A 15,856-nucleotide genomic window follows, 5' to 3' on the forward strand; every position below is an offset into this window, starting at 1 on the left:
CGCCGGTCCGGCCTGCCCCGGCCGACTCCTCTCCGTCGACGTCGGGAGCGGCTTCCAGAGACACGTCACGCTGTTTCTCCGAGGCCGGCATCCAGAATGCGGGCAGCCTTGGTGATGTTCCCCGGCATCAGGTGCCGAGAGGTTCGATACGTCTCCTCGATGGACTTGGGCCCCATCCATTGCGCTACGTCGGTGATGGGTATGCCGTTCCCGAGTGCGCTGGAAGGGACCACGGGCCGACGGTCAGGGGTCCCCTCCGTGCCGACCAAGATCCGAGCCATACGCGGACCAGCCGCCTGCAGCCTGGCCGGATTGTAGCCGTTTCCGCTGGTCAGCGGCCGCGCGAGTCGTGTACCACCAGCACACGAAGAACCTGCTGGTCAGCTACTCACCGAAGAAGCTGGGCTTCTTCTGAGCACACCCAACAGCCTCTGACGCGGAGGCCACAGAACCCGCCAAACCGCCGACGCACCCTTCACACCGGAGCCGCCGCGTGGCCATCTCGCCTCGCACACCGCCGGCACCCCGCCGCGCTCCCAGACCTCCCGCACGAAAACCTCGCCAGCTACTGAGGTTTTCGGGTTGTCGTCGGGTGGTGACGATTCATGATCCTCGCGGTATGCCGGTGGGATGAGGTATCCGGAAGGTGGGGGCCTGACCGCTGAGCGTCGGGGGGGATCCGGCTTCAGGCCGGGCAGAGGTTCGCGGCAGGTGAGAAGACCGCGGTGATCTCGCAGGATCTGCGGGTGAGCATGCGGTCGGGGGAACGCTGGCGTCGTTCCTGGCGCGAGGGCGGCATGGAGGCCCTGCGCTCGGCGGGGCCGGCGAACTCCCCGATCGTCACCGACGCCCAGTTCGCCGTGCTCGAGGAGGAACTCGGCAAGGGACCGGCCGCGCACGGCTTCGACGATCAGCGCTGGACCCTGGCCCGGGTGCAGACCGTGATCCGACGCCGTCTGCGCCTGACGTTGTCGGTGGCGACGGTGTGGCGGCTGTTGAAACGGCACGGCTGGTCCTGGCAGGCACCCGCCCGCAGAGCACTCGAACGCGACGAGCACGCGGTGGAGCTGTGGAAGAGGGAGGTGTGGCCGCAGGTAAAAGGCTCGCGGCGGCGTCCGGTGCCTGGATCGTCTTCGAGGACGAGGCCGGCTTCTCGATGACTCCGCCCCGCGCCCGCACCTGGGGCCGACGCGGACACACCCCTGTCATCCGCGTCCGCGGCAGGTCCCGCCGCCGGACCTCGGTCGCCGCATTGTGCTGCTATAAACACGGCGAGAAGAGCCGCCTCATCCACCGGCCCCGCACCCATCTCCTCCTCAAGGGTGCACGCAAGAGTTTCTCCTGGAAGGACTACCGTGACCTGCTGGTCCGCGCGCACATCCAGCTCGGCGGGCCGATCGTGGTGGTCTGGGACAATCTCAACACTCACCTGGCCGCCGGGCTGAAGCGGTACGAGGCCGGGCATGACTGGCTCACCACCGTCCGCCTCCCGCCCTATGCACCTGACCTCAATCCCGTCGAGGCCGTCTGGTCGCTGGTACGCAGGGCGATGGCCAATACCGCCTTCAACACATCCGACGACCTCGACCGCACCCTTCGCCACGAGTTACGCAGGATCCAGCTCCGACCCCACCTGATCGACGGCTGCCTCACCGCCACGGGTCTGGCTATCAGCCCACCGACCCCACCGTGAAAACCTCAGTACTCCGGGGGCATGAAGCGCCGTCTGGACATCGCCATGCCCCTGGTCGGCAGCCCGCGGATCATCTTCCTCGACGAGCCCACCACCGGCCTGGACCCCCGCTCCCGCCACAACATGTGGCAGATCATCCGCGAGCTGGTCACCGGCGGGGTCACCGTCTTCCTCACCACCCAGTACCTCGAAGAAGCCGATCAGCTCGCCGACCGCATCGCCGTCCTCAACGACGGAAAGATCGCCGCCGAAGGCACCGCCGACGAACTCAAGCGGCTCATCCCCGGCGGGCACGTACGCCTCCGCTTCACCGACCCGAACGCCTATCGCACCGCCGCCACCACCCTCCACGACGCCACCAGCGACGACGAGGCCCTCGCGCTGCAGCTCCCCAGCGACGGCAGCCAGCGCGAACTGCGCGCCGTCCTCGACCGACTCGACTCCGCCGGCATCGAGGCCGACGAGCTCACTGTCCACACCCCCGACCTCGACGACGTGTTCTTCGCCCTCACCGCCACCAACGTCCCCGCCCAGTCGAAGGAGTCCGTCCGATGAGCTCTCTGTCACTCGCCGCCCGCGACACGTCCACGATGCTGCGCCGCAACCTCCTGCACGCCCGGCGCTACCCCTCCCTCACCCTGAACCTGCTGCTCACGCCGATCATGCTGCTCCTGCTGTTCGTCTACATCTTCGGCGACACGATGAGCGCGGGCATCGGAGGCGGCGACCGCTCCGACTACATCGCCTACCTGGTCCCCGGTCTGCTGCTGATGACGATCGGCTCCACCACGATCGGCACCGCGGTCTCCGTCTCCACCGACATGACCGAGGGCATCATCGCCCGCTTCCGCACCATGGCCATCCACCGCGGCTCCGTCATCACCGGTCACGTCATCGGTAGCGTCCTGCAGTCCGTCATCAGCGTCGTCCTCGTCGGCGCCGTCGGCGCCGCCATCGGCTTCCGCTCCACCGACGCCACCGCCCTGGAATGGCTCGCCGCCTTCGGACTCCTCACCCTCTTCGCCCTGGCGCTCACCTGGATCGCCGTCGGCATGGGCATGGTCAGCCCGAACGCCGAGGCCGCCAGCAACAACGCGATGCCGCTGATCTTCCTCCCGCTGATCTCCAGCACCTTCGTCCCCGTCGACCAGATGCCCGGCTGGTTCCAGCCCATCGCCCAGTACCAGCCCTTCACCCCCGCCATCGAAACCCTCCGCGGCCTGCTCCTGGGCACCGAGATCGGCTACAACGGCTGGCTCGCCGTCGCCTGGTGTCTCGGCCTCGCCACCCTCGGCTACTTCTGGTCCAAGGCGGTGTTCAACCGCAACCCCAAGTAGGAGCCGTGAACACGCGGGCCACCACTCGCAACGCGTCCCACCCGAGGGCGGCGTACCCCCGACACCACGTCGGCTTACGCCGCCCCGTCCGCGTCCTCGGCCCCCGCAGGTCCACCGGCATCAGGTGGTCGCGCCGGCCGCCAGGTCCGAAACGGACGGCGGGGCCCCGGCGGCCATCCGCAGTGTGACCGTCATGGTCAGCCCACCACCGGGGGTGTCCTCCGCCGTCACCGTGCCGCCCATCGCCTCCACGAAGCCCCGTGCCACCGCCAGGCCGAGACCGACACCCTCACCCCGCGGGGCGTCGCCGTACCGCTGGAAAGCGCCGAAAATGCGGTCCTTGGCTTCGTCGGGGACGCCGGGGCCGCGGTCGACGACTCGTAGTTCAACTCGGTCGGCCAGGGCGCTCGCCGAGACGAGGACGGGTTGCCCGGGCGGGCTGTACTTGACGGCGTTCTCGACGACGTTGGCGACCGCCCGTTCCAGCAGGCCGCGGTCGACTGCCACCATCGGGAGCGTCTCGGGGATGTCGAGTTCCACGCTGTCCTCGGGGACTCCGAGCAGGGCCATCGGGACGACCTCGTCGAGGTCGGTCTCCCGGATGACGGCGGTGACGGTCCCGGTCTCCAGGCGGGAGACATCCAGCAGGTTGCCGACGAGGTGGTCGAGGCGGTCGGCGCCGTCCTCGATGCCTTCGAGGAGTTCGGCCCGGTCGTCGTCCGACCACTCGACATCGTCGGAGCGCAGCGACGTGACCGATGCCTTGATGCCGGCGAGCGGCGTACGCAGGTCATGGCTGACGGCCGCGAGGAGCGACGTACGGATCTTGTTGCCCTCCGCCATCTTCCGGGCCTCCTCCGCCTCGCCCACGAGCCGCTGCCGGTCGAGAACCACCGCGGCCTGGGCCGCGAAGGCGCCGAGCACGCGCCGGTCCTCCGCCGGCAGCACCCGGCCCGACAGCGCGAGGGCCAAGTGGTCACCCACCGGCATGTCCACGTCCGCGTCCTCCGGGCGATCGGCCGGCCGGTGGCCGACGACGGCGACGCAGGACCACGGCTCCGTCTCGTCGGGGCGTTCCAGGAGGGCGACCGACTCCATGGAAAAGGTCTCCCGGACCCGTTCGAGGAGCGCTTCGAGCGTCGTCTCGCCCCGCAGCACGCTCCCGGCGAGGAAGGACAGGGTCTCCGACTCGGCCCGCAGGCGGGCGGCCTGGTGCGTCCGGCGCGCGGCCAGGTCCACGACCGAGGCCACCGAGATCGCCACCCCCACGAAGATCGCCAAGGCGACGATGTTGCGCGGGTCGGCGATGGTGAGCTGGTGGATCGGCGGGGTGAAGAACCAGTTCAGGAGCAGCGAGCCGAAGGCGGCGGAGGCCAGCGCCGGCTTGAGTCCGCCCAGGAGCGCCGCGGCGACGGTGAGCGTGAGGTAGAGCAGGACGTCGTTGGCCAGGCCCACGTCGGGGGCGGCGGTACTGAGGAGCAGAGTGAGCAGGGCCGGGCCGGCCAGGCCCACGAGCCAGCCCCAGATGGTCCGGGACCGGCCGAGCCGGGCGCCCCCGGGACCGGGCAGCCGGCGGCCCTTCGCCGCCTCGTCGTGGGTGACGATGTGGACGTCGAGGTCGGGCCCGGATTCGCGGGCGACCGTCCCGCTGACACCGGGGCCGAAGAGGTACTGCCAGGAGCGGCGGCGGCTCACCCCGAGCACGATCTGGGTGGCGTTCACCCCGCGCGCGAATTCGAGCAGCCCCGCGGAGACGTCGTCGCCGACGACGTGGTGGAAGGTGCCGCCGAGGTCCTCGACGAGGGTCCGCTGGACCGCCAGCTCCTTCGGGGAGGCTGAGGTCAGACCGTCGCTGCGCGAAATGTAGACGGCGAGGACCTCGCCACCCGCGCCCTTCTCGGCCAGCCGCACCGCGCGGCGTATCAGGGTCCGTCCCTCCGGGCCGCCGGTGAGGCCGACGACGATCCGCTCGCGGGAGCCCCAGATCTTGGAGACGCGGTGCTCGGTCCGGTACTCCTGGAGGTACTCGTCGACCCGATCGGCCGTCCACAGCAGGGCCAGCTCACGCAGGGCGGTCAGGTTGCCGGGGCGGAAGTAGTTGGAGAGGGCCGCGTCGACCTTGTCCGACTTGTAGATGTTGCCGTGCGCCATGCGGCGGCGCAGCGCCTGGGGCGACATGTCGACCAGCTCGATCTGGTCGGCGCGCCGGACGATCTCGTCCGGGACGGTCTCCTTCTGCCGGATACCCGTGATGGCCTCGACGACGTCCCCGAGGGACTCCAGGTGCTGGATGTTGACCGTCGACACGACGTCGATACCAGCCGCGAGCAGCTCCTCGACGTCCTGCCAGCGCTTGGCGTTCCGCGAGCCCGGCACGTTCGTGTGCGGCAGTTCGTCGACGAGCGCGACGGCGGGCCGCCGGGCCAGGACGGCGTCCACGTCCATTTCCGTGAAGGAGGTGCCGCGGTACTCGATCGTCCGGCGCGGAATCATCTCCAGGCCGTGCAGCATGACCTCGGTCCGGGGCCGGTTGTGGTGCTCCACGAAGGCGACGACGCAGTCCGTACCGCGTTCGACGCGCCGGTGCCCCTCGGAGAGCATGGAGTACGTCTTGCCGACGCCCGGCGCCGCTCCCAGGTAGATGCGCAGCTTTCCGCGTCCCATGTACTGCGTCTCTCCTACGGTTCGAACCGGTAGCCCATACCGGGTTCGGTGATCAGATAGCGAGGGTGCGACGGGTCCACTTCCAGTTTGCGTCGCAGCTGGGCCATGTAGACCCGCAAGTAGTTCGTCTTGGTGCTGTAACTCGGGCCCCATACCTCCTGGAGCAGTCGGCGCTGGCTGATGAGACGCCCCGGGTTGCAGATCAGTATTTCCAGCAGATGCCATTCGGTCGGGGTGAGCCTTACGTCCCGGTCCACACGCTTCACCTTCTTCGCCACCAGGTCGACGGTGAACTCGTCGGTGACGACCCGGCCGCCGCCCGTGGCCGGTGACTCCGCCGGCGCCTCGGCCGTACGCCGGGTGGCGGCACGCAGCCGGGCCAGGAGCTCGTCCATGCTGAAGGGCTTGGTCATGTAGTCGTCCGCGCCGGCGTCGAGGGCGCGGATCTTGTCCTCGGAACCGCTACGCGCCGAGAGGACGAGCACGGGGGAACGGCTCCAGCGCCGCAACGCCTTGATGACGTCGACGCCGTCCATGTCCGGCAGTCCCAGGTCGACGATCAACACGTCCGGTGGTTCGGAAGCGGCGAGGGACAGTGCCGTGGCACCGTCCGGTGCCGCATCCACCACGTATCGGCGCGCCTGCAAGTTGATCACCAGCGCTCGTGCGAGCTGCGCGTCGTCCTCGACCACCAGCACCCGCGTCATCGGCGTGCTGCCTTCCTCTTGTACGTGCGGTTCGTGTCGTTCGTCGTGCTGCGGGAGCCGGCGGACCCGGGGCACTCCCGGGTCCGCCGGCTCCCATGCCGCTTCGATAAGGCCATCAGCCCTTGGTCAATTCCTTGAGCGCGATGTTGAGCTGGAGGACGTTGACGCGGGGCTCGCCGATGAAGCCGAGGATGCGGTCGTCGGTGTGGTCGGCGACGAGCTTCTTTACCTGCTTGACGTCGAGGTTGTTCTTCTCGGCGATCCGGTGGACCTGGAGCTTCGCGTACTCCGGGGAAATGTGCGGGTCCAGGCCGGAGCCGGAGGAGGTGACCGCGTCGGCGGGCACGTCCGACGGCTGCACCGTGTAGCCGTTCACCGAGTTGTCCTTGATCACGGCCGCCTTCGCGTCCTTGACCCAGGTGATCAGGTCCTCGTTGTCACCGGAACGGTTGGTGGCGCCGGAGAGGATGATCGAGTACTGGGTGTTGACGCTGTTGGAGCCCAGGCCGTTCGACGGGCGCGGCTGGAACCACTTCAGGTCCGGGGCCGCGGTCTCCTCACCCTCCTTGAGGGGCAGGTTGTAGGTCTGGCCGATGAGCTCGGAGCCGACGACCTTGCCGTCCACCTTCACCTCGGAGCCGTTCGCCTTGCCGGGGAAGGCCACTTGGGCGATCCCGGTGACGGCCAGCGGGTAGAGGACACCCGTGATCACGGTCAGGACGAGGAGGGCACGCAGGCCCGCCCAGAGCACGCGGCCGGTGTTCGCTGCTGAGTTGTTCATCGTGGTCAGCCGATTCCGGGGATGAGGGAGATGAGCAGGTCGATGATCTTGATGCCGATGAACGGGGCGATCAGGCCGCCGAGTCCGTAGATCCCGAGGTTCCGCCGGAGCATCGAGTCCGCGCTGGACGGCCGGTAGCGGACGCCCTTGAGGGCGAGCGGCACCAGGGCGATGATGATCAGCGCGTTGAAGATGACGGCCGAGAGGATCGCGGACTCGGGCGAGGCCAGGCCCATGATGTTGAGCTTGTCCAGGCCCGGGTAGGCGACGGCGAACATCGCGGGGATGATCGCGAAGTACTTCGCCACGTCGTTGGCGATCGAGAAGGTCGTCAACGCTCCCCGGGTGATCAGGAGTTGCTTGCCGATCTCGACGATCTCGATGAGCTTCGTCGGGTTCGAGTCGAGGTCGACCATGTTGCCGGCCTCCTTCGCGGCCGACGTACCCGTGTTCATCGCCACGCCGACGTCCGCCTGGGCCAGCGCGGGGGCGTCGTTGGTGCCGTCACCGGTCATCGCGACGAGTTTGCCGCCCGCCTGCTCCCGCTTGATGAGGGCCATCTTGTCCTCGGGGGTGGCCTCGGCGAGGAAGTCGTCGACCCCCGCCTCCTCGGCGATGGCCTTCGCGGTCAGCGGGTTGTCGCCCGTGATCATGACCGTCTTGATGCCCATGCGGCGCAGCTCGTCGAACCGCTCCCGCATGCCCTCCTTGACGACGTCCTTGAGGTGGACGACGCCCAGGACGCGGGCGCCCTTGTCGTCCTTCACGGCGACGAGCAGCGGCGTACCGCCGGCCTGCGCGATCCGGTCGGTCAGGGTCTCGGCGTCGTCGGCGACCGTGCCGCCCTGTTCGCGCACCCAGGCGACGACCGATCCGGTCGCGCCCTTGCGGGTCTGCCTGCCGTCGACATCGACACCCGACATCCGGGTCTGGGCGGTGAACTCGATCCACGTGGCGTGGGAGAGCTCGCCCTGGTGGCGCTCGCGCAGGCCGTACTTCTGCTTGGCGAGGACCACGATCGAGCGGCCTTCGGGGGTCTCGTCGGCGAGGGAGGAGAGCTGGGCGGCGTCGGCCAGTTCGGCCTCGGTGGTGTCCTTGACGGGGACGAACTCGGCGGCCTGGCGGTTGCCGAGCGTGATGGTGCCGGTCTTGTCGAGCAGCAGGGTCGACACGTCGCCTGCGGCCTCGACCGCGCGGCCCGACATGGCCAGGACGTTGCGCTGCACGAGCCGGTCCATGCCCGCGATGCCGATCGCGGACAGCAGGGCACCGATCGTCGTCGGGATCAGGCAGACGAGCAGGGCCGTCAGGACGATCAGGGAGGTCTGCTTGTCGGCGCCCGCGTAGATCGCGAAGGGCTTCAGCGTGACGACGGCGAGCAGGAAGACGATCGTGAGGGACGCCAGGAGGATGTTGAGGGCGATCTCGTTGGGGGTCTTCTGGCGGGCGGCGCCCTCGACCAGGCTGATCATCCGGTCGATGAACGTCTCGCCGGGCTTCGTCGTGATCTTCACGACGATCCGGTCGGAGAGGACCTTCGTACCGCCGGTCACCGCACACCGGTCGCCGCCGGACTCACGGATGACCGGGGCCGACTCGCCGGTGATCGCGGACTCGTCGACAGAAGCCACGCCCTCGACGACGTCACCGTCGCCGGGGATGACGTCGCCGGCCTCGCACACCACCAGGTCACCGATACGGAGGTCCGTTCCGGGGACCCGCTCCTCGTTCGTCCCGATGATCCGGCGGGCGACGGTGTCGGTCTTGGCCTTGCGCAGGGTGTCGGCCTGGGCCTTGCCCCGGCCTTCGGCGACCGCCTCCGCAAGGTTGGCGAAGATCGTCGTCAGCCACAGCCAGGCGGTGATCGCCCAGCCGAACCAGTCGCCCGGGGTCTTCACGGCGAGGATGGTGGTCACGACCGAGCCGATCAGCACCACGAACATGACCGGGGACTTGACCATGACCCGCGGGTCGAGCTTCTTGATCGCGTCGGGGAAGGACTTGATCAGCTGCTTGGGATCGAACAGTCCCGCGCCGACGCGTCCGGCGGCCAGGTCGCCGTGGGGCGCCTTCGTCGGGGTCGGAGTCGTGGTGGACACGTTGTCCTCTTGCTTCTTCACGTCGATGTTCTTCACGTCGTTGGTCATGCCGCGAGCCCTTCGGCGAGCGGTCCCAGCGCGAGGGCCGGGAAGTAGGTGAGACCGGTGATGATGAGGATCGTGCCGACGAGGAGGCCGGTGAACAGCGGCTTCTCGGTCCGCAGGGTGCCCGCCGTCTCCGGTACGGGCGTCTGCTCGGCCAGCGAACCGGCCAGCGCGAGCACGAACACCATGGGCAGGAACCGGCCGAGCAGCATCGCGATGCCGATCGTCGAGTTGAACCACTGCGTGTCCGCGTTCAGACCGGCGAAGGCCGAACCGTTGTTGTTGGCGCCCGAGGTGTAGGCGTAGAGGATCTCGGAGAAGCCGTGTGCGCCCGAGTTCGTCATCGAGTTCGACGGGGTGTCCAGGGCCATCGCGACGGCGGTGAAACAGAGCACCAGCGCCGGGGTGACGAGGATGTAGCAGGCCGCGAACTTGATCTCGCGCGTCCCGATCTTCTTGCCCAGGTACTCGGGGGTGCGGCCGACCATCAGACCGGCGATGAACACCGCGATGATCGCCATGATCAGCATGCCGTAGAGACCGGACCCGACACCGCCGGGCGCGATCTCGCCGAGCTGCATGCCCAGCATCGTGATGCCGCCGCCGAAGCCCGTGTACGAGGAGTGGAAGGAGTTCACCGCACCGGTGGAGGTGAGCGTGGTGGCGACCGCGAAGATCGACGATCCGCCGATCCCGAACCGGGTCTCCTTGCCCTCCATCGCTCCGCCGGCCAGGTCGAACGCCGGGCCGTTGTGGGCGAATTCGGTCCACATCATCAGGCCGGTGAAGACGAGCCAGATGGTGGCTATCGTGCCGAGGATCGCGTAACCCTGCTTGAGCGAACCGACCATGCGGCCGAAGGTGCGGGTGAGCGCGAAGGGGATGACGAGGATCAGGTAGATCTCGAAGAGGTTGGAGAGCCCGTTGGGGTTCTCGAAAGGGTGGGCCGAGTTGGCGTTGAAGTAACCGCCGCCGTTCGTGCCCAGCTCCTTGATGACCTCCTGCGAGGCCACCGCCCCGCCGTTCCACTGCTGGCTGCCCCCCATGAACTGGCCGACCTCGTGGATGCCGGCGAAGTTCTGGATCGCGCCGCAGGCGACGAGCACCAGCGCACCGATCACCGAGATCGGCAGCAGGATGCGGACGACACCACGGACCAGGTCGGACCAGAAGTTGCCCAGCTCACCGGTGCGGGACCGGGCGAAGCCCCGTACGAGGGCGACCGCCACGGCGATGCCCACCGCCGCCGACACGAAGTTCTGCACCGCGAGGCCGCCGGTCTGCACGACGTGGCCCATGGCCTGCTCGCCGTAGTACGACTGCCAGTTGGTGTTGGCGACGAAGGACGCGGCCGTGTTGAAGGCCTGGTCCGGGTCGATCGAGACGAAGCCGAGCGAGCCGGGCAGCGAACCCTGCACCCGCTGAAGCAGGTAGAGGAAGAGAACGCTCACAGCGGAGAACGCGAGGACACCGCGCAGGTAAGCAGGCCAGCGCATCTCCGTGTCCGGGTTGGCGCCGATGGACTTGTAGATCCACTTCTCGGCCTTGTAGTGCTTCTCCGAGGAGTAGACCCGCGCCATGTAGTCACCCAGCGGGCGGTACGAGAGGCCGAGCGCGACGATCAGCGCGAGGAGCTGGAGAACCCCAGCAAGAACGGGACTCATGGTCGTGCCTCAGAACCTCTCCGGCTTGACGAGGGCGAGGACGAGATAGCCGAGGAGACCGGCGGCCACCAGCAGACCGATGATGTTTTCGGCACTCACAGCTTGGCCACCCCCTTGGCGATGAAGGCCACCAGCGCGAAGATCGCGACCGTGATGACGACGAAGGCCACGTCGGCCATCGTGAGCTCCCGGATGCAGGAAGAAGGAAGAACGGATTCTCGGACGAGACGAGAAAACCGCGTTTCAGCCAAGGAACGGCTCTCGTTAACGTCCCTCTTACGCCCCGCAGCGTGCTCTTGACGCGTCCCCTACGGCTTCACGGCTCCCGGCTCGGAACCAGGTCACTCCCCCGCCCCCCCCGGCGCCCCGGAGGGTGCGGCTGTACCCCGGACATCAGCACGTCCAACCCCTGGCGGCTCGTCGCCATGACGACCCGGTCCCCGGCACGCAGTAGCCTGCCGTGCACCGGCCGCCAGTCGAACCCGGGCATCCGGTCGAGGCGGAACCCTGCCAGGGTGTCCCCGGCTGGCGCCGGGGCACGGCCCCCGCCCCTACCGCGAGCACCCGCCACTCGTTCCCCCGGAACGCTTCGTGGACCGAGCGGCCCTCCAGCTCGGGGTGGCCGGCCACGTCGACGGCCGTGAAGAGCAGCGAACCGCGCTCGACCGGCATGACGCCCAGCACGTGGCGTCCCATCATCGCGGCGGCGAACGCCGGCGCCGCGAGGGCGGAGACGCTGCGGCTGCGGGTGAGCGCGCCGGGATACGAGGCGCGCATCGTGGCGGAGACCGTGGCGGCGAAGTCGTCGTCGTACAGCCGCACGACCACCGGATCGTCGGGTTGATCTCCCGGGCGGCCATCGCGATGTCGAGGTTCTCGCCGCGCGGGGCTCGTCGTGTTCGCGCAGCATGCGCATGACGGTGGCCGGGGCTGGGTGCTGGCCGCCCTTCTTGCCGGTTCGGATGACGAGGCGGGAGGCGATCTCGCGCAGCGAGAGGCGTTCGTCGTCGCGCATGCGCAGGGCGGCATGACCCGCTCAGTCGGTTTCGGATGTCTCTCGAGGGCGGGTGGAGTAGATCTTGTGCCAGTACTCGGCCGAGCGGACCAGGTCATCCATGACGTGGAGGAGGAACTGGCTCGTGTTGTGAAGTCGAGCGCCGGCGGGGGTGGTGGCGCCGAGTTTCCGGGCTCCGGTCGTGCAAGCCTCGGCGATCTGGGTTTGGTTGCGCGCGCTGGCCATGATCGATTGGAACACCACGTCGTCTTCGATGGCGTAGCGTTCGGCGCGACTGTGGGGGTCGCGTTCGCGTGTGACGAGTGCCTGGTTTTCCAGGTAGCCGATGGCCTTGGAGATGGAGGCGGGGCTGACGTGCAGGCGTCGCACGAGTTCCGCCGAGGTGAGGCTGCCGCTGTCGGTGGTGAAGAGCGCGGCGAGCACCTTGGCCATCATCTGCGGGAGCCCGGCCTGAACCATCAGTTCCACGCTCTGCGCGCTCACTTCGTCCACGAGCCGTGGATCGCGCCCACCGAGGTCGACTCTTCCCGGTGAGGTTGTCGGCGCAGTGGTCCTGTCCTGACGCGCGTGCCGTGCGGCGGCTTGGTGGGCCGCCTCGGCGTGGTAGCCGCGCGGCCCACCGTTGCGCACCACCTCGCGGGTGACGGTCGAGGTCGGCCGCCCGATGCGGCGGCCGATGGCGGCGTAGGTCAGTCCCTCGCGCAGTCCCGCGGCGATCTGCCGCCGGTCCTGGAGGGTGAGTCTGTCACCAGGCATCGAGTGTCCTCCGCTGTTGCCGTCGGAGCCAGCTTAATGCAACGCAATGCGTTGCATTAGCCCTCATGCCTCATGCAACGATTTACCTCATCTACCTGGGAATACCCCGTTGCTTCACGTTAACGTGATTGCTGATTTGGTTCATGCAACGTAATTTTCATAGAGACGTGAAGGTCCGGAGCTCATCGACGGAAGCGAATCCCATGCCTACCGACCTCGTTCACCTCGCGCTCACGGCGACCGCCGTACGCAAGGCGTACGGCGACCACGTGGTGCTGAGCGGCATCGACCTCGACATCCCCGCAGGATCGGTCTTCGCGCTGCTCGGCCCGAACGGCGCCGGCAAGACCACGATGGTGCAGATCCTGTCCACGCTCATCCGCGCCGACGCCGGGGGAGATGCGGGTCGCCGGCCACGACGTGGTGCGGGATCCGGAGGCGGTCCGTGCCGCGATCGGCGTCACCGGCCAGTTCTCCGCGGTCGACGGCTTCCTCACCGGCGAGGAGAACCTGCTGTTGATGGCCTGCCTGAACCACCTGCCCCGCCGGGAACGATGGCGGTGCGCCATCGACCTGCTGGAGCGTTTCGACCTGGTGGACGCGGCCCGCAAGCCCGCGGTGACGCACTCCGGCGGGATGCGCCGCCGCCTGGACCTCGCGATGACGCTGGTCGGCCGACCCCGGGTGATCTTCCTCGACGAGCCGACCACCGGGCTGGACCCGCGCAGCAGGCAGACCATGTGGGAGATCATCCGCAGGCTGGTGACCGACGAGGGCGTCACGATCTTCCTCACCACCCAGTACCTCGACGAGGCCGACCAGCTTGCCGACCGGATCGCGGTGCTGCACCAGGGGAAGATCGTCGCCCAGGGCACGCCGGAGGAGCTCAAGCGGCAGGTCGGCGGCGGCCACGTCACCCTGCGTTTCGCCGACGCACGCGGCCACGACTATGCGGCCCGGGCCCTGGACGTGGTGTCCCGCGACGATGAGGCACTCACTCTGCAGGTCGCCAGCCAGGGCGACGTCCGGTCGTTGCGCGCACTCCTCGACTGGCTCGACCGCCACTCGATCGCCGTGGACGAACTCCAGGTCCACGCCCCCGATCTCAACGACGTCTTCTTCGCGCTGACGGACAACCGCGTCGCGGAACAGGAGCCCGCCCGATGAGCACCGCCACCCACGCCTTCACCGATTCGGCGACCATGCTTCGCCGCCAGTTGCGGCACATGCTGCGCTACCCGACGCTCACCCTCACCGCCGCCGGGGTCCCGGTGATCTTCCTGCTGCTGTTCGTCTACGTCCTCGGCGGCATCCTCGGCAGCGGCCTCGGCGGGCCGTCGGTCGGCCGGGATGCCTACGTGAACTACGTAGTCCCCGGCATCATCCTGATGACGGCGGCCACCGCGGCCCAGGGCACCGCGATCTCGGTGGCCATCGACATGACCGAGGGCATCGTCGCCCGGTTCCGCACCATGGCCATCGCCCGGGTCTCGGTGCTCACCGGTCATGTGCTGGGCAGCCTGATCCAGACCCTGCTGAGCATCGCCGCCGTCCTCGGCGTCGCGCTGCTGGTGGGCTTCGAGCCCACCGCGGACTTCGGCGAATGGCTCGGCGCGATCGGCGTGCTCGCCATGATCATCCTCGCGCTCACCTGGCTGTCGGTCGCCCTGGCCATCAAGGCCAAGAGTGTCGCGGCCGCGAGCAACATGCTGACGCCACTGATGATCCTGCCGATGATGGGCAGCGGATTCGCCCCCACCGACTCGATGCCCGCCGGGCTCAAATGGTTCGCCGACTACCAGCCGTTCACCCCCTTCATCGAGACCCTGCGCGGGCTGCTGATGGGCACCCCGATCGGCAACAACGCGTTTCTCGCCATCGGCTGGTGCGCCCTGATCACCCTGGGCGGCTACCTGTGGGCCAAGAAGCTCTACAACCGCGAGCCCACCCCGTGAGCGGCTCAGTTGCCGGTCTTGGACCACTTAGCCGACCGAGCCGGGTCGCCCCGCTCTTGTTCGCCACCAGGTCCCAATCGCCGTCTACCAGCTTCCAGTTCACCAACAGCTCCTCAGAGGTCGTTTTCACTCGCAATGCCCGCGTATCAGCCAGTCTTGAGGTGTCGGACGGTGGTGCGGGTGAGGCCGTGGAAATCGTCGGTTTCTGCGGGGCTTGTGGGGTTGCGGATGGGAGGGAAGGCGACGTAATCCTGTTTCATCCCAGGGGTGCCCAGCCTTCGTAGTCATGTGCTTCCACTGCCGCTGCCGTGCGCCTGGGCGCATTCGGCTCGTGGCGGTACGCCGGAAGCATGCCGAAGCGACGTCCGTATCCGAGTGACCTGTCCGATGCCCGCTGGGAGTTGATCGAGCCGGTCCTGTCCGCTTGGCGGCTCGAGCGCCGACGCACGGCTCTGCACTTCGGCTGGCCGCCCGAACATGACCTGCGCGACATCATGGACGCGATCTTGTACGTCGACCGGACCGGGGTCCAGTGGCGCTACCTTCCGCACGACTTCCCGCACTGGAACACGGTCTACGGCTACTTCGCCAAATGGGCCGACGAGGGCGTGTTCGCCCAGCTCAACGGCCTATTGCGGCAACTGCTACGAGAAAAAGAAGACCGGGACGCAGAGCCCACGGCCTGTGTGATCGACGCCCAGAGCGTGAAAACCTCCACCAGCGTTCCCGCCGCCGGCCAGGGTATCGACGCCGGCAAGAAGATCGTCGGCAGGAAGCGGAGCATCGTCACCGACACGCTCGGACTCCTCCTCGCCGTGCTGGTCACCGCGGCAAGCGTGCAGGACTCCGTCGCCGGCACCGCGCTGCTCGACCAGGTCGCCGCCGAACACCCGGGCATCCGCAAGGTCTGGGTCGACGGCGGCTACCGCCAGCACCTCATCGAGCACGCCGCCACCCTCGGCATCGACATGGAGATCACCGCCCGCAAGCCCGGGACCAGGGGATTCACCCCCATCCCCAAACGCTGGGCGGTCGAGCGGACCTAGTGCGCCACGAGGCGCTCTGTTTGTATCCCCGGCTCAGCCGGGAGGAACTCGGAAGGAGGTTCCTGGGCCGGATGACTTACCTGGATCCGAAAGG

The 15,856-nt window shown here is 68.3% G+C and carries 13 protein-coding genes and 3 pseudogenes; 7 read left to right on the top strand and 9 right to left on the bottom strand.

Going from position 1 to position 15,856, the window contains the following annotated elements:
- Nucleotides 1–725: 725 nt before the first annotated feature.
- The 4 genes and pseudogenes from ACIBG6_RS09155 to ACIBG6_RS09170 all read left to right on the top strand — a co-directional run bounded on the left by ACIBG6_RS09155 (nucleotide 726) and on the right by ACIBG6_RS09170 (nucleotide 3,030).
- On the top strand, nucleotides 726–1,160 hold the full coding sequence (locus ACIBG6_RS09155) for a winged helix-turn-helix domain-containing protein (RefSeq protein WP_399221926.1): 435 nt from the start codon (nucleotides 726–728) through the stop codon (nucleotides 1,158–1,160).
- Nucleotides 1,127–1,693, top strand: coding sequence for a transposase (locus tag ACIBG6_RS09160; protein ID WP_399221969.1), 567 nt, complete (start codon nucleotides 1,127–1,129; stop codon nucleotides 1,691–1,693). The genes ACIBG6_RS09155 and ACIBG6_RS09160 overlap by 34 nt, the downstream gene beginning before the upstream one ends.
- Before the next feature lie 9 nt (nucleotides 1,694–1,702).
- A pseudogene (locus tag ACIBG6_RS09165) lies at nucleotides 1,703–2,248 on the top strand (ABC transporter); the annotation flags it as partial.
- The gene (locus ACIBG6_RS09170) at nucleotides 2,245–3,030 is read left to right on the top strand and encodes an ABC transporter permease (protein WP_399221927.1); all 786 of its coding nucleotides are present in this window, start codon (nucleotides 2,245–2,247) and stop codon (nucleotides 3,028–3,030) included. The pseudogene ACIBG6_RS09165 and the gene ACIBG6_RS09170, both read left to right, overlap by 4 nt.
- A 120-nt stretch (nucleotides 3,031–3,150) precedes the next feature.
- Here the strand turns inward: ACIBG6_RS09170 and ACIBG6_RS09175 are convergent, their stop codons facing one another.
- The 9 genes from ACIBG6_RS09175 to ACIBG6_RS09215 form a co-directional block, all read right to left on the bottom strand.
- Complete coding sequence (locus ACIBG6_RS09175; protein WP_231076041.1) at nucleotides 3,151–5,694, bottom strand: sensor histidine kinase KdpD; 2,544 nt, start codon at nucleotides 5,692–5,694, stop codon at nucleotides 3,151–3,153.
- A gap of 14 nt (nucleotides 5,695–5,708) precedes the next feature.
- Entirely contained in the window at nucleotides 5,709–6,401 is a 693-nt protein-coding gene (locus ACIBG6_RS09180; protein WP_399221928.1) for a response regulator, read from the bottom strand.
- A gap of 115 nt (nucleotides 6,402–6,516) precedes the next feature.
- Nucleotides 6,517–7,182, bottom strand: coding sequence for a potassium-transporting ATPase subunit C (locus ACIBG6_RS09185; protein WP_399221929.1), 666 nt, complete (start codon nucleotides 7,180–7,182; stop codon nucleotides 6,517–6,519).
- Nucleotides 7,183–7,187: 5 nt separating this feature from the next.
- Nucleotides 7,188–9,329, bottom strand: a complete 2,142-nt coding sequence (gene kdpB, locus ACIBG6_RS09190) for a potassium-transporting ATPase subunit KdpB (protein ID WP_399221930.1) — start codon at nucleotides 9,327–9,329, stop codon at nucleotides 7,188–7,190.
- Nucleotides 9,326–10,990, bottom strand: coding sequence for a potassium-transporting ATPase subunit KdpA (gene kdpA, locus ACIBG6_RS09195; RefSeq protein ID WP_399221931.1), 1,665 nt, complete (start codon nucleotides 10,988–10,990; stop codon nucleotides 9,326–9,328). The genes kdpB and kdpA overlap by 4 nt, the downstream gene beginning before the upstream one ends.
- 9 nt (nucleotides 10,991–10,999) lie before the next feature.
- Entirely contained in the window at nucleotides 11,000–11,089 is a 90-nt protein-coding gene (kdpF, locus tag ACIBG6_RS09200; RefSeq protein ID WP_056647661.1) for a K(+)-transporting ATPase subunit F, read from the bottom strand.
- Nucleotides 11,086–11,241 carry a hypothetical protein gene (locus ACIBG6_RS09205; RefSeq protein ID WP_231076036.1) on the bottom strand — a complete coding sequence of 52 codons (156 nt, stop codon included), beginning with the start codon at nucleotides 11,239–11,241 and terminating at the stop codon, nucleotides 11,086–11,088. Before ACIBG6_RS09205 ends, kdpF begins: the two co-directional genes overlap by 4 nt.
- 142 nt (nucleotides 11,242–11,383) lie before the next feature.
- Nucleotides 11,384–11,812: a hypothetical protein gene (locus tag ACIBG6_RS09210; protein WP_399221932.1), complete on the bottom strand. Its 429-nt coding sequence runs from the start codon at nucleotides 11,810–11,812 to the stop codon at nucleotides 11,384–11,386.
- A gap of 214 nt (nucleotides 11,813–12,026) precedes the next feature.
- Nucleotides 12,027–12,761, bottom strand: a complete 735-nt coding sequence (locus tag ACIBG6_RS09215; protein ID WP_399221933.1) for a helix-turn-helix domain-containing protein — start codon at nucleotides 12,759–12,761, stop codon at nucleotides 12,027–12,029.
- Between the two features lie 203 nt (nucleotides 12,762–12,964).
- On the opposite strand from ACIBG6_RS09215, the pseudogene ACIBG6_RS09220 reads away from it, so the two are divergent.
- The 3 genes and pseudogenes from ACIBG6_RS09220 to ACIBG6_RS09230 all read left to right on the top strand — a co-directional run.
- Nucleotides 12,965–13,928 (top strand): annotated as a pseudogene (locus tag ACIBG6_RS09220) (ATP-binding cassette domain-containing protein).
- Entirely contained in the window at nucleotides 13,925–14,716 is a 792-nt protein-coding gene (locus tag ACIBG6_RS09225; RefSeq protein WP_399221934.1) for an ABC transporter permease, read from the top strand. Before ACIBG6_RS09220 ends, ACIBG6_RS09225 begins: the two are co-directional and overlap by 4 nt.
- 350 nt (nucleotides 14,717–15,066) lie before the next feature.
- Nucleotides 15,067–15,759, top strand: a pseudogene (locus ACIBG6_RS09230) (IS5 family transposase); the annotation flags it as partial.
- Nucleotides 15,760–15,856 lie beyond the last annotated feature (97 nt).

This window comes from Streptomyces sp. NPDC050842 (genome assembly GCF_044456565.1).
Taxonomy (GTDB): domain Bacteria; phylum Actinomycetota; class Actinomycetes; order Streptomycetales; family Streptomycetaceae; genus Streptomyces.